Raw genomic sequence first — 23,967 nt, 5'->3', positions numbered from 1 at the left:
ACGCTGATTTGTGATCTACCTTTAGATATATTTTAGACATTATATAAACAAGAAATATTAACTATTGTAGGTGGTCAAGATTGGCGATCGCCCGATCCAGATTCATGGTCTAATTTAGAGATAACCAACCGCTACTTTTGCCTCAGCGACAATTCTAACCGTTGCTCTGTCTAAAGTTAGTTGTTTATTATTTAAAGTAATATTACCCTCTACACAGGCGCTGCACCTTAACAACACAGCCTTTGATAGCGCCCAAAGGGCGATCGGACAACCAACCTATTTTAATAAGGAGAACAACTCAAAGTGAAGATAGGAGCCAACTACCTCGGCAACAACCAATGTGAATTTACAGTTTGGGCGCCCACCCTCAAACAAATAGCCCTCCAAATTGTTTCCCCAAACAAACGCCTGATACCAATGCAACAATCCGTAGAAGGTTACTGGCAAACCACAGCTACAGACATTCAACCAGGAACCCTTTACACCTACCAAATCGAAGGAAAAACCGACCGACCAGACCCAGCCTCAAAATATCAACCCCAAGGCGTACATTCCCCATCCCAAGTAATAGATGAAAACGACTTTACTTGGACTGATACAAATTGGCAAGGCGTGCCGCTCGCTGACACAATAATTTATGAACTGCACGTCGGTACATTCACCCAAGCCGGAACATTTGAAGCAATAATTCCCCAACTCAAACAACTCACAGAATTGGGAATCAACGCCATAGAAATCATGCCAGTCGCCCAATTTCCCGGCGATCGAAACTGGGGATACGACGGCGTATATCCCTACGCAGTCCAAAACTCTTACGGCGGCCCCGAAGGCTTCAAAAAACTCATCAACGCCTGCCACGAACACGGCATTTCAGTAATCCTCGATGTCGTTTACAACCACCTCGGCCCCGAAGGCAACTACCTCCGCGACTTCGGCCCCTACTTTACCTCAAAATACGGATCAATTTGGGGAGACCCCCTCAACTTTGACGACGCATACAGCGACGGCGTGCGCAACTACTTTATTGAAAACGCCCTCTACTGGTTTCGAGACTATCACATTGATGCCCTGAGATTAGATGCAATTCAAGCAATATTTGAAGTCGGTGCCAGACCATTTTTGCAAGAACTCTCCGATGCCACAGCCGAGATTTCCCACGAACTCGGAAGGAAACTTTACTTAATCGCAGAAAGTGACTTAAACGATGTCCGCACAGTACGTCCTAAAGAACTCGGAGGCTTCGGATTAGATGCTCAATGGTGCGATGATTTTCACCACGCACTGCACACATTACTTACGGGAGAAAATGACCGATATTACCAAGACTTCGGCAAGTGTGAACACCTCGAAAAAGCCTTCAAAGAAAGCTTTGTTTACTCCGGTCAGTACGCCCCCCACAGAAAGCGAAAACACGGCAATTCAGTCAAAGATGAACCGGGCGATAAATTTTTGGTATTTTCCCAAACCCACGACCAAATCGGCAACCGCATTTTGGGAGACAGACTCTCGCAAATAGTTGACTTTGAAGCACTGAAACTCGCAGCCGGCACGGTGTTAATTTCTCCCTACATTCCCTTCCTGTTCATGGGAGAAGAATACGGAGAAACAGCGCCGTTTCTGTACTTTGTTTCTCACTCAGACCCTGACTTAATTGAAGCTATCCGCAAAGACAAACAACAAGAATTTAAAGCTTTTGAAGGTCGAGGCGAATTTCAAGACCCCCAGAGTCCTGACAGCTTCCACAAGTGCAAATTAAATTGGGAAAAACAAACAGCAGGAAAACACAAAATCCTCTGGGAATGGCATCAAAATTTGATTCAACTGCGGCGGACAATTCCCGCCCTGAAAAAACTCGATAAAAACAATCTAGAAGTCTCCAGCATTGAAGCCGAAAAAATCTTGTTTCTCCGTCGATGGACAGATGACAGCCAGATATTCTGCATTCTAAACTTCAACAGCCAAGAAGTGGCTTTTACGGCTGCACTTCCCCAAGGCAATGGTCACAAAATTTTAGACTCTGCTGATCTAAAATGGATGGGTTCAGGTTCTAGCTTGCCTGAAAAGATCAACTCTGAGCAAGAGTTGACTGTTAAACCACAGAGTTTCGCACTCTACGAATTAAGATAGAAATAGTAGATTCGGTTTCGCTGCTTATTAGTGTCAACAACCAGCTCAAATTTAGTATCAGCCTACTGTTTGATTTCCTAGTCTTCGCGATCCCCCCTAACCCCCTTAAGAAGGGGGGGACAAGAGACTCCTCAAAGTCCCCCTTTTTAAGGGGGATTTAGGGGGATCTAGACTAGCCTATAAGCGAGAGATATAAATGTTTTTAGGCGATTGTTGACACTGGGCGCTGCCGTTCTACCGAACCAACTATTTCTAATAGTAAACAAAAAAACCGAGCAACCAATCAATCAGGAGTAAAATTAACAGTGCTGAGAATTCCCACAACAACTTATCGGATTCAATTTCATGCAGGTTTTAACTTTGAAGCCGCCAAACAAATCCTGAGCTATCTGGAAGAATTAGGAATTACCGACCTTTACGCCTCACCAATATTTAAAGCCAGAAAAGGCAGCAGTCACGGATACGATGTGGTTGACTCAAATCAAATCAATCCCGAATTGGGAACCTCAGAAAATTTTGAAGCCCTCACATACGAAATCAATCAACGCAACATGGGATGGCTGCAAGATATTGTTCCGAACCACATGGCCTACGACACTCAAAACTTGTTGCTGTTAGATGTATTGGAACACGGCCCAGATTCCGACTATTTCGACTACTTCGATATTGAATGGAATCACGCTTACGAACATCTCAGAGGTCGAGTGCTGGCTCCGTTGCTGGGCAATTTTTATGGAGAGTGTCTGGAAAATAGCGAGATTCAACTGAAATACAGCGAAATTGGGCTGACTATCAATTACTACAGCTTAAAACTGCCAGTAAAAATTGAATCTTATGCTAATTTTATCAGTCATAATTTGGGGCATTTAGGCAGGGAATTAGGCAGGCGTCATCCAGATTTTATCAAGTTTCTGGGGATTTTTTATCTGATTAAAAATACACCTTCAGAAACTAAAGGCAAAGAAAGATATGATCAGATAGCTTTTGTCAAAGGACTACTGTGGGAACTGTACAACCAAAATCCCATTGTGCAGGAATTTATCGATGAAAATATCAATTTTTTCAACGGAAAAAAGGGCAATTCTGAAAGCTTTAATTTGCTAGATGAGTTGCTTTCCGAGCAGTTTTATCGTCTAGCTTTCTGGAAAGTTGGGGCCGAAGAAATCAACTACCGAAGATTTTTTACGGTTAACGAACTAATTTCGGTAAAAGTTGAAGAGATTAAAGTTTTTCACAAAAATCATGCTCTGATCTTCGACATGGTGGAACAGGGCAAGTTTACCGGATTGAGAATCGACCATATCGACGGACTTTACGACCCCACAGAATATTTGAAACGGCTCCGGGAGAGAACCGGAGACACTTATATTACTGTTGAAAAAATTCTGGAACATAAAGAAGATTTACCGTCATATTGGCCAATTGAGGGAACGAGTGGCTACGATTTTTTAAATTACGTAAACGGCGTTTTTTGTCGGTGCGATCGCGAACAGCAATTTACTGAAATCTATCAGAGATTTACTCGACTGAATGTTCCCTATGAACAGTTATTTTTAGATAAAAAAGGGCTAATTGTTGAGAAGAATTTGGCGGGAGATGTAGACAATCTGGCTCAACTTTTAAAGAATATTTCCGGTCAATCCCGACAGGGAAATGACTTTACTCGTCCGGGTTTGGAAAAAGCGCTGTCAGCAGTTTTGACGATTTTTCCAGTGTACCGAACTTACATAAATCAAGAGGGTTTGCGAGAGTCCGATCGCACTTACGTCAAATATGCGATCGCCCACGCCAAAGAGCAAGTGCCACGACTCCTCAAAGAACTGAAATTTATCGAAACGGTGCTGTTGCTGGAAGCAGAAGAAACCCTGACAACCGAACAAAAAGAGCAGCGCCGGCACTTTGTGATGAAACTCCAGCAGTTGACAGGCCCGTTGATGGCTAAAGGCGTTGAAGACACGCTATTATACGTCTATTATCGACTTTTATCCCTCAACGAAGTCGGAGGAAACCCCAGTCAGTTCGGTGTTTCTCTGGCGGATTTTCATGAGTTCAACAAGCAGCAGCAAGCAGCTTGGCCGCACAAAATGAACGCTACGGCTACCCACGATACCAAACGCGGGGAAGATGTGCGAGCCCGAATTAATGTACTCTCAGAAATTCCTGAGGAATGGGAACAGCAAGTCAGGTCTTGGAGAGAGCTAAACTCTTCTAAGAAAGTCAATTTTGTGAATCGAATGGTTCCCGATACTAATGACGAATACTTCTTGTACCAAACTTTGCTCGGCAGTTTTCCGTTTGAGGGAATTGAAAACACTGATTATGTCGATCGCCTCAAAGATTATGCGATCAAAGCCGTGCGCGAAGCCAAAGTTTATACGGCTTGGCTGAGACCGGATAATGACTACGAAACTGGGTTTATGACCTTTATTGATAGCATTCTCGAACCTTCGGAACAAAATCAATTCCTCAAAAAATTTCTACCTTTCTGGGAAAAAGTAGCTCATTACGGCATTTTCAATTCTTTATCTCAAACGCTGCTAAAAATCACGGCACCTGGAGTTCCAGACATTTACCAAGGCACGGAATTCTGGGATTTAAGCCACGTCGATCCAGATAACCGCCGTCCGGTAGATTTTGACCGCAGAATCAAGGTTTTGCGGGAAATCAAACAGCAAGCTCAGACGGATATTTTGGCACTGGTTGAAGATTTGATTGCGACGCGGGAAGATGCTAGAATTAAGTTGTTTTTGACGGCAAGATTGCTAGAAGCTAGAAAAAAATACTTGGAAGTCTTTAAATCAGGCGACTATCGACCTTTGGAGGTAGTTGGCACGTTTAAGGATAATGTTGTTGCCTTTTCCAGAAGCTTTGGAGATACGACAGTTATTGCGATCGCTCCTCGGTTTTTGACGGGAGTTGTCAAATCGGAAGAAATTGCGATCGGCAAACAAGTCTGGAAAGATACTCATCTGGTATTGTCGGAGCAAATGCCGTCGGTTTGGAAAGATGCGATTACTAATCAGGTGGTAGAAAGTAACGGTACGCTGGCAATTGGTGAAGCTCTCAGTTACTTTCCCACAGCTTTGCTGATTAGTCAGTTGACAGTTGTCGGTTGACAGTTGTCAGTTGTCAGTTGACAGTTGTCAGTTGATAGTTGTCAGTTGTCGGTTGTCAGTAGTGCTGTTCCCGATCGTTAGCGTTATTATTCAATACGGTTCAGTTAAGATTGTCCGAAGAGAGGAACGAAGCAATCGCAGTTTCTATTTTCCATGATTTTCCCTTTGATAATCTCTTATCTGAACTGTATTGCGTTATTCATTAGTCAGTAGTCATTAGGCGAATTGGTTGTTTATAACGACGGCGATAGGTTGAAACCTGTCGCTGTCGCTAGTGAATTATGAATAATATGAAACGAATTATCAGCAGTGTTTTGGTTTTGGGTGCGTGTTTGAGTCCTCTGACTGTGCCGCTGATGGTGCAACCTAGTTGGGCACAAAGCCCAAGTACACAGAGTCAAGAATTCCAGAGACTTATAGAGCAAGCAACGCAACAGGGACAGCAAGGAAAACACAAACAGGCGATCGAAACATGGCAGCAAGTTATAGTCATTTCGCAAAAAATTAAAATTAGAAAACTTGAAGTCTTAGCACTGATTGGCATTGGTTTTAACTACAACAGCATTTCTCAACCACAAGAGGCATTAAAATACTTGAACCAAGCTTTGCCGATTGCACTAGAAGTGGGCGATCGCTTTGGAGAAGCTGCTACTTTAGCTAATATCGGTTTAGTCTACAACAGCATTTCTCAGCCGCAAGAAGCCTTGAAATATTATAACCAAGCTTTACCAATTTGGCGGGAAGTGGGCGATCGCTTTGGAGAAGCTGCTACTTTGGGTAATATCGGTATAGTCTACAACAGTATTTCTCAACCACAAGAAGCCTTGAAATATTATAACCGAGCTTTGGTAATTACGCGGAAAGTGGGCGATCGCTTAAGGGAATTTACTGCTTTGACTAATATTGGTATAGTCTACAACAGTATTTCTCAACCACAAGAAGCCTTGAAATATTATAATCAAGCTTTGGTAATTTCGCGGGAAGAGGCCAATCGCTCTGGGGAATTTACTGCTTTGACTAATATTGGTATAGTCTACAACAGTATTTCTCAACCACAAGAAGCCTTGAAATATTATAACCAAGCTTTGGTAATTTCGCGGGAAGAGGGCAATCGCTCTGGGGAAGCTGCTACTTTGACTAATATTGGTGCAGTCTACAGCAGCATTTCTCAACCACAAGAGGCTTTGAAATATTATAACCAAGCTTTACCGATTGTGCGGGAAGTGGGCGATCACAGAGAGGAAGCTACTACTTTGACGAATATCGGTGCAACCTACGACAGCATTTCTCAGCCGCAAGAGGCTTTGAAATACTACAACCAAGCTTTGGCGATCGCGCGACAAATAGGCGATCGCACCCTGGAAGCTACAATTTTGGAGAGGATCAAAGCCGCCAACAAAACCAGTTGATGAGTCACAGCTTAAACTCTCCCCCACAAAGCCAATCCGCCGCCCCTTCCCCTCGCAGCAATTATCCCACTTTCTACCAGAAAATATGCAAAAAAAGCCTGCTTCCCCACACTTAAACTAAAAAATTCTGCCTCCCGCGATTCACCACCGCGAATAAATCCTTGATACAGGGTTTTACCCAACAATTTCACCGTAATTCTGGTAAAATCAAAAGCTAAAATATTCTGATTAACCAAAAACTTAGTCGGCCCGGAAAGAGTTAGCTCGATCGCACCTACGAGCACCGAATTCTCCACTTTGCCCATTTCACTAGGCATTTCGCCTTCAGCAACAGGTTCGGCTGAGTAAGCAATTTGAATTTTCGCCACCCATTCAGGGATGTAACGTCCCGCGCCTAACACAATTCCCGCTTTTTGTCTACTCTTTTTCGTGCCGGTGATAAAGCACAAGCGCCAATTGCCGGTTAACTGCTCGAAAGAATAGCGAATTTTATTTTTTTTCGCGTTTTTCTCAGCTTCTAGAAGGGATGCGACTACGGTGGCGGTAGATGGTTTAGTATTCGATTTAGCGGCTTGTTCTAGAATTGATATGTTTTCCATTTAACTAATAATAACAGAAATTTACTATGGTCGATCGAAGATATTTGGGAACAGGCTTTCTGGCCTGTTCCACAAGAAGAGAGAAGAGAGAGTGATTGTGGGGTAGGCAAGATGCCTGCCTCTAATAGGCAACAGGCTTTCTGGCCTGTTCCACAAGAAAGAGAGAGATTGATTGTGGGTAGGCAAGATGCCTGCCTCTGATACATCTTTTCAAATCGGGTTTCAAAACTTTGATAATATTGGTTAAATACGACCAATATCTGTCAGTATAGAAATACATACTTCGATCGATCGCAAAAGAGGCCACCGTGCAACCCGTAGACTTTACAACTTTAACCGCCACTTGCAGCGAACTGCGAGCCAAATGGCTGCCAGCGCGCTTAGAACAAGTCTACCAGCGCGATCGATTTACAGTGTCCCTAGCCCTCCGCACCATGAATCAACGCGGCTGGATAGACATTTCATCCCATCCAACAGCAGCCCGCATCTGCGTCGGCGACTCCCCGCCCCGAATTCCCGACACCTTCACCTTCAGCGAACAACTGCGCCACCAACTCAGCGGTTTAGCCTTAGTTTCCATCGCCCCCGTCTCCCCTTGGGAAAGAGTCATCGACTTGCAATTCGCCAAACGTCCGGGCGAACCAGCCCTCTGGCATCTCTACGCCGAAATCATGGGCAAATACAGCAATGTCATCCTCACCGCCGAAGATAATCTGGTTGTCACCTGCGCCCACCAAGTCAGCGCCAAACAGTCCAGCGTCCGCCCCATCCAAACCGGGCAACCCTACGAATTGCCCCCGTCTTTGACCGATGCAGTGCCGAGTTTGAGCGAATCTCTCGATCGCTGGCAAGAACGAATTAGCCTGGTTCCTGGGCAATTAAAGACCAATCTGTTGAAGAATTACCGAGGGTTGAGTAAGGTCTTAGTTGTGTCCATGATTCGATCGGCAAATCTCGACCCCGAACAATCCACCGACAGCCTCAATCCCCAGGAATGGCAGCAACTATTCCAGCGCTGGCTATACTGGCTGCAATGTCTAGAAAACTCCAAATTTCACGCAAGTTTTACCCCCGAAGGCTACAGCGTCATCGACTGGCCAACACCAGACGAAAAAGAGACAAATCCCGAAAACGAATCTAACTCCCCCAATCCGTTACATCCCCCACAAAATCCGCTGCCGAACTGTTCCGTCCAAGAAATACTCAACAGTTACTACACCGGTGAAATCAACCAACAAGTATTCGCCCAACTGCGACATCAGCTTACCCAAAAACTCAACAACGTCCTCGCAAAACTGCGCCTCAAAGCCAACACATTTAAACAACGATTGCAGCAATCCGCAGGCGCAGACACCCACAAATCCCAAGCCGACTTGCTGATGGCAAACTTGCAGCATTGGGAACCCGGAATGAAATCAATTTCCCTCCCAGACTTTGAAACTGAAAAACCAGTAATCATTCCGTTAAACGTGGAAAAAAACGCAGTTCAAAACGCTCAAGCAATCTACAAAAAGCACCAAAAACTGAAAAGAGCCCGCATTGCAGTAGAACCTTTGTTAGCCGCCGTACAAGAAGAAATCGACTATTTAGAACAAGTCGAAGCTGCACTTTCGGTATTGGAAACCTACCGCAACACCCAAGATTTGCAAACCCTCGCCGAAATCCGTGAAGAACTGATCCAGCAAAAATATCTAGTTGTATCAGATTACCGTGGCAGTGACAAAAATGCTGCGATCGAATTTCACCGCTACCAAACCCCCAGCGGCTTTGAATTATTAATCGGGCGCAACAACCGCCAAAACGACCAACTCACCTTTCGCACAGCCAACGACTACGACTTGTGGTTTCACACCCTAGAGATTCCCGGAAGTCACGCCTTGCTGCGTCTGACACCCGGTACAGTTGCTGAAGAAACCGATTTACAATTTGCGGCTGACATGACTGCATACTACAGTCGCGCCCGCCACAGCGAACAAGTCCCCGTGGTTTATACCGAACCGAAATATGTCTACAAGCCGAAGGGTGCGAAGCCTGGTATGGTTGTGTACAAGCAAGAGCGGATTGTCTGGGGTAGACCGCAGCAAGCCCCGGCATGATATGATGTGCGATCGAACAACCCGACTAAAATAGGTTCGTAGTGAGGACTTCAGTCCTCATCAACATCCGAGGACTGAAGTCCTCACTACAAACCCAAAAATCAGCTTCTAATGTAAAGTTTTATTACAAAAAAATAAATTTTATTGCAAAAGTACCACTTAAGACAGATGATATGTTTCTTAGAACCCGCTGCAAAGAAACGTGCAATTTGGGTTTCCTCACTGTGATAAAAACACTGTGAGAACAACAAACAACGGATTTAACTATTTGTGCAGACCAGCTTTTACTAAAGCTGGTCGTTTCTGTTTAAACAAAATAGACTTTAATTGCTTTTGTTCGCAAACTATCTTGAAATCAATCTGCGTACAGATACTACGATTGCAACGCCCGCGCCAGCTCGCAATCATAAACGTCGTTAACTGAATCGTATTGACTTATAGCGGTAAGGCGCGCACTGCCAGAGAAAGTCTGGCGTGTTTGTTAAGCTTGGTTTGAAGTCCGTAAAACGCTTGAAATTTGGTATTTTGTAGGGTGTGCACTGCGCACAGGTTGACTTTTTCGGTGCGCATTGCGCACCCTACACATACAACTCCTAGAAAGTAAACGTAGTTCTCACCACCCCAATCACCAAATCAGAATTATTCTTATTGTGGTCAGGAGCAGTCAGCCAAATCACACCAGGAGTAATCGAAATATTGTCACTCAACTTAAACTGATAGAACCCTTCAATGTGCAGCGAAGTATCCTTATCTTCCGGCAAAGTATTATTAGTAGAACTCGTTACCCTCGGTTCCATACCTACCAGAATCCCCGCCACATTTCCTTCTTTCAACAAATCAGGAAAAGCCAAAGTAACAGCCCAGTTCCAGATTTTTTGGTCTCCCCGCTGCACAGAACCCAAATTGGATAAAATGCGCTGGTTGGTGTAACCAGCCCAACCGCCAAGAGCAATTCGGCGACCCAGTTTCAACGAAGCCTGCGCGCCGTAGGAATTGCTAGAAACTGGCAGATTGCTGTCGCTGTCGATTCCGAAGGAACCGAGACGCGCCGGGAAGTTAGAAGCATTGCTGCCGGTACCGGTAACAAAGTTGTAGGAATTAACGTAAGTTAGACCTAAAGCCATAGTGCTTGTCGGTTTGAAAGTCAACTGAGCCAAAGCACCATAGGAACCGTTGAACAAACCGTTACCCCGCGTCGGGCTCGCAGCGTTGCCGGCCAAATATCCCAAACTCAGCTCAAGTTTTTCCCCAAACTGATGCCGCAGAGCGATACCAGAACCGCCAGTCAAATAGTAAATCGGGTTGCGAGTACCGAAGTTAGAAAGAGCGCCGCTGCCACCATCTCCGTCAAAGTAAGGGTTGACAGTGTTAGTAAAATCGTCAGCAGCGCCGGCGTTGGCTTCTAGAATTACAGTAGTGCTTTTACCTAGGGGGAATTGGTAAAGCAGCGCATCTAAAGCTACAGTATTGCTAGCCTCGCCGAAAGGCCCGGCATTAAACCGCAATTCTCCTTCAGCGGTTTTGGTATTATTAGTAGAAAACGAACCCAAATTTAAAACTTGCAGTCGAGTTCTCAGCAAGTCTTGGCCTGAGAAACTCGTGTCAAAGTTCAGACGAACCCTGCTGCCAAAAGCTGTGGTTTTATCAGCTTCGCGGCCGTTAGCATCATCTCCGCCGGCGATACCTGTCAAAGCAAATACTACTTCGCCGTTAAGTTTAGTTGTAGTCGAAAACTGATTTGCTTCTAATTCAGACGTGCGTGCTTCCAAAGCATCGACGCGGCCGCGTAAAGTTGCCAATTCCGCTGCAAATTCTTCTTGGAGCTTTTGCAGAGAAGCCAAATCTTCTTTGGTTGCCAGATTTGTTGTACCGGCTTTGATCAGTTCGGTAACTTTATCTAAACACGCATTCAAACCGGCTGCAAATTCGTAGCGAGTCATCGCCCGGTTGCCGCGGAAAGTGCCGTCAGGATAACCAGCTATACACCCGTAGCGCTCTACTAGGGACTGCAAAGCTTGGAATGCCCAATCGGTGGGTCGAACGTCGGAAAGTTGCGAGACTGAGGTTACTTGGCCGACTGCATCTTCGCTGCCGCCTTCGGCGCTGTATTGGTTGATTTGTTCTAGAACATTTGACGGCGCTGGAGGCTGGGCAATTGGAGCGGTTGATTGGGAAATCTGCTCTGGTTGTGCGGCCGGTTTTTCGGCGCTGAGATTAGTCGGTGTGGCGACAGGTTGGGTTGCGCTTGAGTTTGCAGGCGCGACTGCGGGGATTTGTTCTGCGACAGGTTGGGTTGCGCTTGAGTTTGCGGGCGCGACTGCGGGGATTTGTTCTGCGACAGGTTGAGTTGCGCTTGAGTTTGCGGGCGCGACTGCGGGTTGGGTTTCGCTTAACTCTGCTGCTGCTACTGTATTGTTTTCTGGTGACGCGGCTTGTTCGGTAACTGGGGCTACCTTGGCTGGAACAATTTCTGTTTCAATAGTCTCAACAGTCAAGTTGCTAGTTAATGATGCTAGCTCAGCCGTCATTGTTGCTGTTTCAGGCTTTGTAGCTTCGGTTGCAGCACCTGCTAATTGCAATTGATTTGCTTGAGCTGTGGCAACTTCTACGGGTTGCTCTGCTGCTAGGGCTGTCGAAGATACGAGTAAACTTGCTGCTAATACAGCGGGACTGACTAAAAGTCCTTTCCACAAAAATTTTGACATTTTTTTCCTCACACCACGTTAATTCGATCGCCCTTTCCGAAAATTCAGTCGATCGCAAATCCCCTACAGTATTCCGTCTAATAGCATTTTTTGTCAACAATTGGGCGGATTTTTACCGGAGATTGCGGTTTGGCTGCCCTTGATTTCGGAAAAACCCCGTTGATTCCCAAAATCCTTAGCTGGAGCTAGATACTTACGTAGAAACCCGGTTGGTGGTTCCATCGTTCGTAAGTGATTGCTCAGTAGGACTAATATTGACAGCATTGGCGCAAATAAATCGTTCGATCGACTACACAAAAGTGAAAAAACTCAAATACGCCCTAGTTCACGAATGGTTGACACCCTCAGCTACCGGCGGTTCAGAACTCGTAGTGCAGGAAATCCTCAAATACATAGACGCTGATATCTATGCCCTGATTGACTTTGAATCGGCCAATCCCGAAAGCTATCTTTTCCAAAGACAGATTGGCACAACATTTTTGCAGCATTTTCCCAAGGCCCGCAGCGGCGTGCAAAAATATTTGCCATTTCTGCCGATCGCGATCGAACAACTAGATCTGCGAGAATACGACATCATTCTCTCATCATCCCACGCCGTCGCCAAAGGCATCCTCAGCAGTCCGCAGCAACTGCACGTCTGCTATTGCCACACACCCATGCGCTACGCTTGGGACTTAACTTTTGACTATTTACGCAGCAGCAAAGCCGGACGGGGCATTCCGGGCATCCTGACGCGATATTTGTTACACCGACTGCGGCAGTGGGATGTAATTTCCGCCAACCGCGTCGATTATTTCATCGCCAACTCCCAACATACGGCGCGCCGAATTTGGCGGTGTTATCGGCGACGGGCCGAGGTAATTTATCCGCCGGTCAATATCGAGCGATTTTCCTTGATGCGGCAAAAACAAGACTTTTATGTGACAGTGTGCCGCTTGGTAAGCTACAAAAACGTAAGTGCGATCGTCCAAGCATTCAATCAACTAGGGCATACTCTCATTGTTATCGGCACCGGCCCAGAATTAGAAATGATTCGGCAAATCGCCAAACCCAACGTGCAACTACTCGGCTGGCAGCCTGCATCCGTAGTGGAAAAGTACATGGCAGAAGCAAAAGCCTTTGTCTATGCAGCTTGTGAAGATTTTGGCATCGCTTTAGTAGAAGCTCAAGCTGGCGGCACACCCGTAATAGCCTATGCAGCAGGCGGCGCTTTGGAGACAGTGCTCGACATTCGCCAACACCCAGAAACAGGGACTGGTTTATTTTTTCCATCCCAAAGCGCAGCAGCGATAGTCGAAGCCGTCGAGGAATTTGAGCAGTTGCAAGGAAAATTTCAGCCGGAAATGGCACGGTTGCACGCCGAAAAGTTTGCCCCCGAAGTCTTTGAGCAGCGCTATCTGGCTTTTGTCGAACAGTGCTATCAGGAATTTAAATCCGGCGATTTTTCCAAGTCGGGGACTTGAGAGTGGCAGAGTCCGAGTGGGACACTGGCAGACTCGGAGACCTGGAAAATATTCTGCAATTGCTTCCGAAGCCCTCAAAACCGCTCTACATAAGTACCTTGTCCATTCTTCCTTCTTCCTTCTTCCTTCTTCCTTCTTCCTTCTTCCTTCTTCTGAATTCAGAAAATTGAGTATTTGAAACATAATTCAGAGAACAAAGCGTCTTGAGGCTTTATGATCATGACTGTGTGTGGTGTGAAGTGAAGGAGTAAGATGACTGCCGACAGCCAACTAATCTCCGGCAAGGTAATTCGAGCGATCGCGAGACGCGGTTTTGGGTCTGTCCTCGACGGAGATAGACGCATAAGTCGTTCTCTACAGAGACTCGACGGAGAAATTTTCAAGCGGTTATTTGATATCCTCTTTTCCTTATCGGTTCTGATCCTGTTTGCTCCGGTTTACCTGCTTTTGGCTCTCTCAATCGCCTTAAGCTCGTCCGGGCCTATCTTTTACGTACAGGAACGAGTAGGCAAAAACCGTAAAATGTTTTATTGCCTTAAATTCAGAACGATGGTGGAAAATGCGGATGACATATTGCTGGAAATCATGAAAAATTCTCCGCATTTGCGTCAAGAGTTTGAGGACAATTTCAAACTGAAACAAGACCCTCGAATTACCTGGATTGGAAGATTTTTACGAATGACCAGTTTAGACGAATTTCCCCAGTTTTGGAATGTTTTAAAAGGAGATATGAGCGTCGTCGGGCCGAGACCTTTAGTTGAAGAAGAACTGCCGAGATACGGCCGTCACATCAACAAAATTCTCACCATTAGACCTGGAATTACAGGCCTATGGCAAGTTTCCGGTCGCAACGACATTCCCTATCCCCAGCGAGTCCAGATCGACCTCTATTACGCCAATGACAAAAACCTTTGGATGGATATGTGGATTGTTTTCAAAACAATAGGAGTTGTGATTTTTCCTAAAAATAACGGCGCATATTAATTATTGTCCGCAGTCAGCAATCGGTAGTTAGTTTGTTTTGTTACTGACCACTGATGCTGACTACTGACAGCAAGCTACAAACTCTTTGCTAAAACTAAACACTTCCTTGATGCCGATCGAAGAATTGTGAGTTAAGGTAGAGCTTGAGCATACGATCGGCAAACAAAAAACTCTGTCCGAAACGTCCGAAGCGAATTAACACAGCCTGTCAAAGGAAAATTCAGATGACGCAACGCAAGCGAGCGCTAATAACAGGTATTACAGGTCAAGACGGCTCCTACTTGAGCGAATTACTGCTAGAACAAGGATATGAAGTTCACGGGATTATCCGGCGCAGTTCTAGTTTCAATACCGATCGCATTGACCACATCTATGTCGATCCTCACAGCGAGGGTGCACGGCTGTTTCTGCACTACGGCGACTTAACCGACGGCACGACTCTCCGCCGAATATTGGAACAAGTTCAGCCTGTAGAAGTTTATAACTTAGGTGCTCAATCTCACGTTCGAGTTAGTTTTGACTCGCCGGAATATACGGTTGATGCCGTAGGGATGGGAGTATTACGTTTGTTAGAAGCAATACGGGACTACCAGAATCGCACAGGCATAGAAGTGCGGTTTTATCAAGCAGGTTCTTCAGAAATGTTTGGTTTGGTGCAGGAAGTTCCGCAGAAGGAAACAACTCCTTTTTATCCCAGAAGTCCTTATGCTTGCGCCAAAGTTTACGGTCACTGGCAAACAGTAAATTATCGCGAATCCTACGGACTTTTTGCCTCCAACGGCATCTTGTTCAATCACGAATCTCCGCGCCGGGGCGAAACTTTTGTCACCCGCAAAATTACTCGCGCTGTTGCCAGAATTGTCGCCGGCAAACAGAAAAAACTTTATTTGGGCAATCTCGATTCCAAGCGAGACTGGGGTTATGCTAAAGACTACGTGCGGGCGATGTGGCTAATTCTGCAACAAGATAAGCCTGACGATTTTGTCATTGCTACAAATGAGACTCATTCCATTAAAGAATTTCTCGATTTGGCCTTCACTTATGTCAATTTAGATTGGCAAAAATATGTGGAGTTTGACGAACGCTACCTGCGTCCGGCAGAAGTCGAACTGTTGATTGGCGATTCGACCAAGGCCCGCAAGCAGTTGAATTGGGAACCTTCTGTAACTTTTCAGGAGTTAGTACATTTAATGGTAGATGCTGACATTAAAGCTCTAGAAAAGCAGGAACGAGGTTCTGGTAACGGATTTGATTAAGTCGCAAAACTCAGCGGTCAGTCGATTTTAGATGTTAGATGTTAGATGTTAGATGTTAGATTTTAGATTTACTCCACAGATGAATCTGAAAGCTTGAACTAGGGTCTAAAATTTTTGACACTCCCCGACTCCTGTCAGGGGCTTGTATCCTTTTCCGGGCGGGGTCACTGCTAACAATTTGTAGGGTAGTGCCCCGTGTCTGCCCCGATTCGCCGCGAAAGGGGTACACCGGGATTTCCTCTACAAATTGTTCATAACTGATAATAAGATTGTTGCAGCTATTAGCTTGGGCATTCAAAGAATCAGCTTAATTGCTAGGAAAATTTTCGGATCTGCGAGCTAATAAAAACATTAAAATGATCGCTGAGAACTCGCGGCACATAAGTCTAATTTTTGGGTTCGGACGGGGTGTATTGTGCTTATCTACAGCAGCTAAAACGGATTTGTTGACACGCGCATCCTGTAGCTGAAAGCTTTTTTAGCTACAGTCAACAATTTGAGAATGGAAATTGTCGATCGACCTTTATTGAAAATCAATCACCAGGATAAAATTATGACAAGCTTGGATTTAAGCAGCAAGCGCATTCTAGTCACAGGCGGCGCGGGTTTTCTCGGCCGTCAAGTAATCGACCAGTTAGTCAAAGCAGGAGCCGATGCTGATAAAATTGCAGTAACGCGATCGATCGACTGCGACCTCCGCGTTATGGAAAACTGCAAGCGCGCCGCCGACAAACAAGACATCATCATACACTTAGCAGCCCACGTCGGCGGCATCGGTTTAAACCTAATTAAACCAGCAGAACTATTTTATGACAATTTAATGATGGGCGCGCAACTAATCCACGCAGCCTACGAAGCAGGAGTCGAAAAATTCGTCTGCGTCGGTACAATTTGCGCCTATCCAAACTTAACCCCAGTTCCCTTCAAAGAAGACAACCTTTGGAACGGATATCCAGAAGTAACCAACGCACCTTACGGAATAGCAAAGAAAGCCTTATTAGTGCAACTGCAATCCTACCGCCAGCAGTACGGATTCAACGGTATCTACTTGCTACCAGTAAATTTATACGGCCCGGAAGATAACTTTGACCCGAAAAGTTCCCACGTCATCCCCGCATTAATTCGCAAAGTCTACGAAGCCCAAGAAAGGGGAGACAAAACATTGCCAGTTTGGGGCGACGGCAGCCCCAGCCGCGAGTTTTTGTATTCCACAGATGCCGCGCGCGGGATTGTGATGGCGGCTCAATCTTACAATGAATCTGACCCGGTTAATTTGGGAACTAATAGTGAAGTTAAAATTCGCGATTTAGTGGAAACAATTTGCGAATTGATGGGATATGAGGGAGAAATAGTTTGGGAAACAGACAAACCGAACGGTCAGCCACGCCGCTGTTTGGATACCGAAAGGGCTAAGGAAAGGTTTGGTTTTGTGGCTGAAATGGGCTTTAAGGAAGGGTTGAAAAATACGATTGATTGGTATCGCAAACACGCAGTTTGAGTTAATAAAGCCCCGGTTTATTGAATAAATCGGGGCTTTATTGAATGAGATTCGGCGGCTTAAACTGAGACCATACAAACGATGTTTGCCTCCGCAGACTAAGAATAAGAATTTATACCAATCGATCGCCTTTTGGGGAGAGTTCTCCTACAATAATTACTTGTAGAACACCTTTATTGTAAAATATATTATTTTCGCATATGTTTATTTTGTAATGGAACTGAACCAGCAGAAAGAACTTTTTAGCAAAGCTTATGTGCGTGCCGTTGCAGCCGTGGCAGGTTTCTCTGTCAGTCAGCCAGAGGTAGATGATGACAGCATTGATTTGAAGATTGTGGCAAGAGGCGGTGAGGGAGTAGTTTTTTCCCCTGAGCTTAACTTACAATTAAAATGTACCTCAAGAGATGTACTCGACGGACAGTTCATCCGATATCCGGTGAGGATAAAAAATTACAGGGATTTGATCGTCAATTCCCAGGTTCCGCGCCTGTTAGTGGTAGTTTTAGTGCCGGAAAATTTAGAAAACTGGTTGCAGCAGTCTGAAGACGAAATGTGCATGAGGTATTGCACCTACTGGGTGTCGCTGCGGGGGCTGCCAGAAAGACTCAATACAGCGAATGTAACAGTTGAGTTATCCCGCTCTAATCAGTTCACAGTAGAGGCTCTCAAGTCTATTATGCAGCGTCTTAGTCAAGGAGGTTTACCGTGAAAGTAACTGTCAAAGACAAGGAAATTTTCCAAACTATAGATCCAAATGTGTTAGCAGAACACTTAGAGAAAAATGGCTGGCAAAAAGTTGCTTTAGTTTATGAGAATACTTGGATTTGGCACAAAAAGAATGATGTCGGTCAGATTTTTGAAATCAAGCAGCCTGTGAGACAAGAATTTGATGCCCCTCAGCTTATTGCTGAAGCTTTTAAGACGCTAGAAATAGTAGAAAATCGTTCTCAGTTAGATATTCTCAGCGATTTAATCACTTCTTTACCTAATGTTGTAATTTCGGGATGGATTAATAAAGTACACGGGGAAGAATCGGCAAACTGCAAAATTACATTAATGGGATTTGTGGTGGGGAAGCTGAGAAAAATTCATCTGGAATTGAGCGGATCTGATTATCAGTTGGCCCTCAAGGCTTATGAAGCGCGATCGCCCGTAACGTGTTTTGGTGATTTAATTAAAGAAAATGACTGTTTCGTGCTAAACAATCCGCGCGATTTTGCTCTGCTGACTGAGGCTGAATTAATCCAATAGTTTGGGAAATCCTGGTTGTGGTACAATATAAAGCAAAAATTATTGTGCCGATCGCATTACAGGAAAACAGGTTATGCAAACTTTAAAATTAGGTGCATCGGGTTCCGATGTTGTGAAACTTCAAAAACGCTTGCTGGAGTTAGGGTTGAATCCAGGAAGTGCAGATGGTAAGTTTGGGCCGAAAACTGAAGCATCCCTCAAACAGTTTCAAACCAATCAAAAAATTTTGGCAGACGGAATCGCGGGCCCCAAAACCCTCGCTGCGTTGTTCCCTGGGGAACTTTTGGGCTCGTCACTTTTATCATACAGGGCGATCGACCTAATCTTAGAATTCGAGGTCGGCGGCGGGCGGGAATACTACGAAAGCCTTTTGCAGCGTCCAACTTGGCCGGAAGGAGCATCGGGAATTACGATCGGCATCGGCTACGATCTAGGTTACAACAGTGTAGAAGTTTTTAATCAAGATTGGAATAAATTAGCGGATGCTGACCAAAAACGTTTGAGTAACTGCTGCGGGTTGACAGAGGATGCAGCAAAAGAACGTTTAGCTAGTGTTAGAGACATCATTATTCCCTGGGAATTAGCTTGGGAAGTTTTTAATATTGTCACAGTGCCGAAATTTTACAATCTGACAAAAGAAGCATTTCCCGGTTTTGAACAATTGCCCGCAGATGTTCAAGGAGGATTGGTAAGTTTGGTGTTCAATCGCGGCACGAGTATGCAGGGAAACCGTCGCCTAGAAATGCGTGTAGTTCGTGATTTGGTCACGAAAAAGAATGTGAATAAAATTGCTGAACAAATTCGCAAAATGAAACGAATTTGGCTGGGAACGAGCATTGAAAAAGGGATGAATAGACGGCGGGATGCTGAAGCGGATTTAATCGAGAAAAGTGCTTAGATATCTTTTAGCTGTTATGATAAAAGCGATGTTATCCGCACAAAACCTCGGCGAACAAGTCAATAATTGGGAATTTATCGAGTTGTGGTAGATGCGATTGTTTTCCCGCCTCGGATTCTGATGTTAGTGGGTGGCAAAAATAGTAAGTGTGGTATTTACGAACCATCGCTGAATTATAAACTGCTGTTTTTAAGCTCAAGTTATGATGAGGCTCACTCGTGGTTACTGGAAGATGAATATGAGCGAGTTGATGGGAGGCTTTTAGCCTCGGACATAGTTTGAGTGAAGAATAATTAGGGCGATCGGCCTTGGGAAGCCGTGTCTATTTTTTTTAGCCGTTTCCCTACTTTTTTGCGTCCATTTAAACTGATTTAATATGAAAGATGAATACTCCTAAACCTTTATTAACTAAAATCGAATTAAGACGATCGCTCCTCAACACCCGCAAATCCCTATCAGCCCAACAATGGAGAGAAAAGAGCGATCGCCTTTGCAACCACCTGCACAACTCGCCCCTATTTACCCAAGCAAAAACAATCCTTGCCTACTTTAGCTTTCGCCAAGAACCAGATTTAAGTCCCCTATTTGTAACTCCCCGCAAATGGGGATTTCCCCGCTGTGTCGGCTCATACTTATCCTGGCACGTTTGGCAGCCCGGAGATGCTTTACATACTGGAGCTTATGGCATACTAGAACCGCTGCCGGATGCTCCTAAAATCGACCACTCAGAAGTAGATTTAATCCTCGTACCCGCCGTTGGTTGCGATGTTCGCGGCTATCGCTTGGGCTATGGCGGCGGCTATTACGATCGAATGCTGAGTTTACCTGAGTGGGAATCAAAAATTACGATCGCCACAATCTTTGAATTTGCCTTGCTAGCCCAGCTACCAGCAGACTCCTGGGACAAACCGCTGCACGGAATTTGCACCGAAAGCGGGTTAGAAATGATACAGCAAAAATCCAGAAGGTCGATCGAGCAATAAATTTTCAGCAATTATCCCTAGATCCATGTTTATATGTATTATGACTAACGCACTCGCCCACAAAGAAACCGGGTTTTTTAACCGAGATTGAGGGTTTTAAGCAAATACTTTGGTTAAAAAACCCGGTTTTTGGGCACCCGTGCATCAATCCTATCTATCCTACTGAAAGTCCTATTTAATCCAAAATCTAAAATCTAAAATCTAAAATCCTATGGCCCACCGATACGTTCGAGTTAAAACAACACAAGGACACATCCATTACGGTTTGCTGCAACTAAGCCACAGCGTTCAAGTATTTGATGCACCTCCGTGGTTAAAAGGACAACCAACAGATTTGGAACTCCAACCAGATACTTACCAAATTCTCGCCCCGTGCTCTCCCTCAAAAATTGTAGCCGTCGGCAAAAATTATGCCGATCACGCGGCCGAAATGGGTACTCCAGTACCCGAAGAACCCCTGCTGTTTTTTAAGCCTCCCAGCGCTATCATCCCCGCAGGTGGAGCGATTCGCTATCCGCAGCAGTCGGAAAGGGTAGACTACGAAGGAGAATTGGCCTTGGTAATTGGCGAATATTGTAGCAACTGCACTCCCGAACAAGCACACGGCAAGATTTGGGGCTATACCATCGCCAACGACGTGACAGCCAGAGATTTGCAAAAGCGTGACAACCAGTGGGCGAGGGCGAAAGGGTTCGATACATTTTGTCCCTTGGGGCCTTGGATTGTCCGCGAACTGAGTCCCGCTGCACAGTTGCAGACTTTTGTCAATGAGAGCGATCGACCTGTACAGTCATCCCAGATCGATCGCATGGTATTTTCCCCAGACTTTCTCGTCTCCTACATCAGTCAAATCATGACTCTAATTCCCGGCGATGTGATACTGACAGGAACGCCGCAAGGGGTAGGGCCGCTACAAATAGGCGATCGAGTCCGCATTGAGATAGAAGGTATTGGCAGTCTGGAAAATACCGTAGTTATTGGTTATTAGTTATTGGTTATTAGTTATTGGGCATTGGGCATTGGGCATTAGAACCAACAAATAATAACCAACTAACAACTGCCAACCGTCAACTGTCAACTGCCAACTGTCAACTGCCAACTGTCAACTGTCAACTGTCAACTGTCAACTGACTAACGTACCTGCATATAAACAGCATCCGAAAGCGGAGGAATCTCTGCATAGCGTCCCAACGCCGACTGAATGACTGCATAGAAAAATGCAGCCAAAACGCCCAAAAACACCATGTTATACAGAGTTTCTGCAATAAATGCGACTTGCAAGCCTTTTGAGAAAATTGGCAAAACCAAACCGCACAGCATCAAAACAATGTCTAAAAGAATCGCCTGCATCGCATTAAAACGAATGAAGTGACTGATGTTTTCGTTTCTAACTACTCCTAAATACAGGGCAAAGAAAATAACCAAGCTAGCAAAGGGCAAACTATAAATTTGCATCAATGGAGATAGCGGTATCAACAACAGTTGCAGGATAGGAAACTGTGTAAACAGAAACCTGCCAAAGGCAAGCCCGTCAATCAGCGGCAGCAAGTAAGGCAAACAAGCAAAAATCCGGTCTGGAACAGTCGTAGATCCGCGCCAAGTCATAATGAACTCTCCTGAGTCGATCGATTTAACTATCAATTCCCGTTAAACTCAGGATAACGCAGCAGGCTCAGTTCCGACTCGCCCGGAATTTACCCACACTCAGAGCCTAGTAGATTCAGGGGTACTTAGATCGAGTCGGGTTCAATAGTCACCATGCCCGATGCCCGATGCCCGATGCCCGATGCCCCATGCCCCATGATTATTTGATATTGGCAATGACGAAGCCCATTAGACACTCGTATCGATCGGGCAAATTTTCCGTAGGTTTAGCAACTGGATGCCCGCAGCGAAGCTCTCCACCACTCCAGCGCGGTTGGCCCGTGCGATCGGCGAGCACACAACCTTGGCAAACACACTGAGGGGCAAGCATCTGATTTTCCATTAGAATAACTAACATTTGATACCTCCGGCAGGTTTCATACCAGTAATTTCATTGTATGTCAGGAACTTGGGACAAACGGCTTAAGCTGAACACAATGTAATATTTGGATCAATCGTGCGAAATCCGTAGTAGGGTAAAAGATCCCCAATTCGCAATCCCAAAATTGTCAAGAGGTTGATTATTGTGACCGACACTAACTTTGAATTCCTTTCCAAAACCGACCCGCAGATTGCCGATTTAATCGGGCAAGAACTCCAGCGGCAGCGAGACCACCTAGAACTGATCGCCAGCGAAAACTTCACCTCCGCAGCCGTAATGGCAGCTCAAGGCTCAGTGCTGACCAATAAATACGCTGAAGGACTGCCAGCCAAACGCTACTACGGCGGCTGCGAATTTATTGACGGCATCGAGCAAATCGCGATCGATCGCGCCAAACAGCTCTTTGGAGCAGCCCACGCCAACGTCCAGCCCCACTCCGGCGCTCAAGCGAACTTTGCAGTGTTTTTGAGCTTGCTAGAGCCTGGGGACGGAATTATGGGCATGGATTTGTCCCACGGCGGACACTTGACCCACGGTTCGCCCGTCAACGTATCCGGCAAATGGTTCAAAGCTTTTCACTACGGCGTTAACAAAGAAACAGAACAGCTTGACTACGACGAAATTTTGGCACTGGCGAAACAAAACCGACCGAAATTGCTGATTTGCGGCTATTCAGCATATTCGCGAATTATCGACTTTGAAAAGTTTAGAGCGATCGCCGACGAAATCGGAGCCTACCTGCTCGCCGACATCGCCCACATCGCCGGGTTAGTCGCCACAGGCCACCACCCAAGCCCCCTTGACCACTGTCACGCAGTCACCACCACCACTCACAAAACCCTGCGAGGCCCCCGTGGCGGATTGATTATGACTAATGACCCCGAACTTGGCAAAAAGTTTGACAAAGCAGTGTTTCCCGGCACTCAAGGCGGCCCCTTAGAACACGTTATTGCGGGCAAAGCAGTAGCTTTCGGCGAAGCATTAAAACCCGAATTTAAAACTTATTCCGGTCAAGTAATAGAAAATGCGCGGGCTTTAGCTGCACAGTTGCAGCAGCGGGGTTTAAAACTCGTTTCCGGCGGCACGGACAATCACTTAATGCTAGTAGATTTGCAATCGGCAAACATGACAGGCAAGCGAGCCGACCAATTAGTTAGCGGTGTGAATATTACTGCTAATAAAAATACCGTGCCTTTCGATCCGGCATCGCCTTTTGTCACCAGCGGTTTGAGACTCGGTTCGCCAGCGATGACAACCAGGGGCATGGGAACTACTGAATTTACCGAAATTGGTAATATTATTGCCGATCGACTCCTGAATCCAGATGATGAAAGCGTCGCCGCCGATTGTCTGCGGCGAGTAGCTGCACTTTGCGATCGCTTCCCGTTATATCCGCACTTGTTCTTGAAAGTGCCGGCATTAGCTTAATTTTCCTGATTGGCAATGAGAAATTGGTAGTTGGAAGTGTACGGGTAAAAGGGTAAAAGAGCCGGAAAAGATTGAGAGTTGCCATTCGCGATCGCCCCCTGTTTTAACGTACATATATCGATCGCGTG

General features: G+C 45.6%; 19 protein-coding genes. 15 read left to right on the top strand and 4 right to left on the bottom strand.

The window, feature by feature from the left end; translation table 11 throughout:
- Positions 1–303: 303 nt before the first annotated feature.
- The 3 genes from treZ to QUB52_RS09900 all read left to right on the top strand — a co-directional run bounded on the left by treZ (position 304) and on the right by QUB52_RS09900 (position 6,652).
- A complete protein-coding gene (treZ, locus tag QUB52_RS09910) occupies positions 304–2,127 on the top strand; it encodes a malto-oligosyltrehalose trehalohydrolase (protein ID WP_332973143.1) in 1,824 nt (607 codons plus the stop codon).
- 308 nt (positions 2,128–2,435) lie between these two features.
- On the top strand, positions 2,436–5,243 hold the full coding sequence (treY, locus tag QUB52_RS09905) for a malto-oligosyltrehalose synthase (protein ID WP_332973148.1): 2,808 nt from the start codon (positions 2,436–2,438) through the stop codon (positions 5,241–5,243).
- A gap of 281 nt (positions 5,244–5,524) precedes the next feature.
- Entirely contained in the window at positions 5,525–6,652 is a 1,128-nt protein-coding gene (locus QUB52_RS09900; RefSeq protein WP_265234455.1) for a tetratricopeptide repeat protein, read from the top strand.
- An 11-nt stretch (positions 6,653–6,663) separates the two neighbouring features.
- On the opposite strand, the gene QUB52_RS09895 is transcribed toward QUB52_RS09900, so the two are convergent.
- Positions 6,664–7,251, bottom strand: coding sequence for a hypothetical protein (locus tag QUB52_RS09895; RefSeq protein WP_332973141.1), 588 nt, complete (start codon positions 7,249–7,251; stop codon positions 6,664–6,666).
- A 308-nt stretch (positions 7,252–7,559) separates the two neighbouring features.
- Between QUB52_RS09895 and QUB52_RS09890 the strand changes: the two genes are divergently transcribed.
- The gene (locus QUB52_RS09890) at positions 7,560–9,347 is read left to right on the top strand and encodes an Rqc2 family fibronectin-binding protein (protein WP_332973140.1); all 1,788 of its coding nucleotides are present in this window, start codon (positions 7,560–7,562) and stop codon (positions 9,345–9,347) included.
- A 593-nt stretch (positions 9,348–9,940) separates the two neighbouring features.
- Here QUB52_RS09890 and QUB52_RS09885 read toward each other — a convergent pair.
- Positions 9,941–12,052, bottom strand: a complete 2,112-nt coding sequence (locus QUB52_RS09885; RefSeq protein ID WP_265234452.1) for an iron uptake porin — start codon at positions 12,050–12,052, stop codon at positions 9,941–9,943.
- A 299-nt stretch (positions 12,053–12,351) separates the two neighbouring features.
- Here QUB52_RS09885 and QUB52_RS09880 point away from each other — a divergent pair, with 299 nt between their 5' ends.
- The 10 genes from QUB52_RS09880 (at position 12,352) to QUB52_RS09835 (ending at position 21,373) form a co-directional block, all read left to right on the top strand.
- Positions 12,352–13,515, top strand: a complete 1,164-nt coding sequence (locus QUB52_RS09880; protein ID WP_332973139.1) for a glycosyltransferase — start codon at positions 12,352–12,354, stop codon at positions 13,513–13,515.
- A gap of 252 nt (positions 13,516–13,767) precedes the next feature.
- Entirely contained in the window at positions 13,768–14,499 is a 732-nt protein-coding gene (locus tag QUB52_RS09875; protein WP_265234450.1) for a sugar transferase, read from the top strand.
- A gap of 224 nt (positions 14,500–14,723) precedes the next feature.
- On the top strand, positions 14,724–15,755 hold the full coding sequence (gmd, locus tag QUB52_RS09870) for a GDP-mannose 4,6-dehydratase (protein WP_265234449.1): 1,032 nt from the start codon (positions 14,724–14,726) through the stop codon (positions 15,753–15,755).
- Between the two features lie 553 nt (positions 15,756–16,308).
- A complete protein-coding gene (locus QUB52_RS09865; RefSeq protein WP_265234448.1) occupies positions 16,309–17,253 on the top strand; it encodes a GDP-L-fucose synthase family protein in 945 nt (314 codons plus the stop codon).
- Positions 17,254–17,467: 214 nt separating this feature from the next.
- On the top strand, positions 17,468–17,962 hold the full coding sequence (locus tag QUB52_RS09860; protein WP_332967791.1) for a DUF4365 domain-containing protein: 495 nt from the start codon (positions 17,468–17,470) through the stop codon (positions 17,960–17,962).
- Positions 17,959–18,504, top strand: coding sequence for a hypothetical protein (locus QUB52_RS09855; RefSeq protein WP_332967790.1), 546 nt, complete (start codon positions 17,959–17,961; stop codon positions 18,502–18,504). The genes QUB52_RS09860 and QUB52_RS09855 overlap by 4 nt, the downstream gene beginning before the upstream one ends.
- A gap of 73 nt (positions 18,505–18,577) precedes the next feature.
- Complete coding sequence (locus tag QUB52_RS09850; RefSeq protein ID WP_265234446.1) at positions 18,578–19,402, top strand: peptidoglycan-binding protein; 825 nt, start codon at positions 18,578–18,580, stop codon at positions 19,400–19,402.
- An 84-nt stretch (positions 19,403–19,486) separates the two neighbouring features.
- A complete protein-coding gene (locus QUB52_RS09845) occupies positions 19,487–19,684 on the top strand; it encodes a hypothetical protein (RefSeq protein WP_265234445.1) in 198 nt (65 codons plus the stop codon).
- A 101-nt stretch (positions 19,685–19,785) separates the two neighbouring features.
- Positions 19,786–20,385 (top strand): 5-formyltetrahydrofolate cyclo-ligase, encoded by a 600-nt coding sequence (locus QUB52_RS09840; RefSeq protein WP_332973138.1) that lies wholly within the window; start codon positions 19,786–19,788, stop codon positions 20,383–20,385.
- Between the two features lie 211 nt (positions 20,386–20,596).
- Positions 20,597–21,373 (top strand): fumarylacetoacetate hydrolase family protein, encoded by a 777-nt coding sequence (locus QUB52_RS09835; RefSeq protein ID WP_265234443.1) that lies wholly within the window; start codon positions 20,597–20,599, stop codon positions 21,371–21,373.
- Between the two features lie 143 nt (positions 21,374–21,516).
- On the opposite strand, the gene QUB52_RS09830 is transcribed toward QUB52_RS09835, so the two are convergent.
- Positions 21,517–21,990: a Tic20 family protein gene (locus tag QUB52_RS09830; protein WP_265234442.1), complete on the bottom strand. Its 474-nt coding sequence runs from the start codon at positions 21,988–21,990 to the stop codon at positions 21,517–21,519.
- 199 nt (positions 21,991–22,189) lie between these two features.
- Complete coding sequence (locus QUB52_RS09825; protein WP_106149203.1) at positions 22,190–22,387, bottom strand: hypothetical protein; 198 nt, start codon at positions 22,385–22,387, stop codon at positions 22,190–22,192.
- 168 nt (positions 22,388–22,555) lie between these two features.
- Here QUB52_RS09825 and glyA point away from each other — a divergent pair, with 168 nt between their 5' ends.
- Positions 22,556–23,839 (top strand): serine hydroxymethyltransferase, encoded by a 1,284-nt coding sequence (gene glyA / locus QUB52_RS09820; RefSeq protein ID WP_332967783.1) that lies wholly within the window; start codon positions 22,556–22,558, stop codon positions 23,837–23,839.
- Positions 23,840–23,967: the final 128 nt, after the last annotated feature.

Source organism: Microcoleus sp. A6-C6 (genome assembly GCF_036705955.1).
GTDB lineage: Bacteria > Cyanobacteriota > Cyanobacteriia > Cyanobacteriales > Microcoleaceae > Microcoleus.
This window is presented reverse-complemented; position numbering and strand designations above follow the sequence as displayed.

Bases quoted from the DNA above. Each gene is read 5' to 3' on its own strand.
- gmd (WP_265234449.1), top strand. From the start codon at position 14,724: ATGACGCAACGCAAGCGAGCGCTAATAACAGGTATTACAGGTCAAGAC.
- QUB52_RS09895 (WP_332973141.1), bottom strand. From the start codon at position 7,251: ATGGAAAACATATCAATTCTAGAACAAGCCGCTAAATCGAATACTAAA.
- QUB52_RS09830 (WP_265234442.1), bottom strand. From the start codon at position 21,990: ATGACTTGGCGCGGATCTACGACTGTTCCAGACCGGATTTTTGCTTGT.
- QUB52_RS09885 (WP_265234452.1), bottom strand. From the start codon at position 12,052: ATGTCAAAATTTTTGTGGAAAGGACTTTTAGTCAGTCCCGCTGTATTA.
- QUB52_RS09835 (WP_265234443.1), top strand. From the start codon at position 20,597: ATGGCCCACCGATACGTTCGAGTTAAAACAACACAAGGACACATCCAT.
- QUB52_RS09875 (WP_265234450.1), top strand. From the start codon at position 13,768: ATGACTGCCGACAGCCAACTAATCTCCGGCAAGGTAATTCGAGCGATC.
- QUB52_RS09860 (WP_332967791.1), top strand. From the start codon at position 17,468: ATGGAACTGAACCAGCAGAAAGAACTTTTTAGCAAAGCTTATGTGCGT.
- QUB52_RS09840 (WP_332973138.1), top strand. From the start codon at position 19,786: ATGAATACTCCTAAACCTTTATTAACTAAAATCGAATTAAGACGATCG.
- QUB52_RS09850 (WP_265234446.1), top strand. From the start codon at position 18,578: ATGCAAACTTTAAAATTAGGTGCATCGGGTTCCGATGTTGTGAAACTT.
- QUB52_RS09865 (WP_265234448.1), top strand. From the start codon at position 16,309: ATGACAAGCTTGGATTTAAGCAGCAAGCGCATTCTAGTCACAGGCGGC.
- QUB52_RS09900 (WP_265234455.1), top strand. From the start codon at position 5,525: ATGAATAATATGAAACGAATTATCAGCAGTGTTTTGGTTTTGGGTGCG.
- QUB52_RS09825 (WP_106149203.1), bottom strand. From the start codon at position 22,387: ATGTTAGTTATTCTAATGGAAAATCAGATGCTTGCCCCTCAGTGTGTT.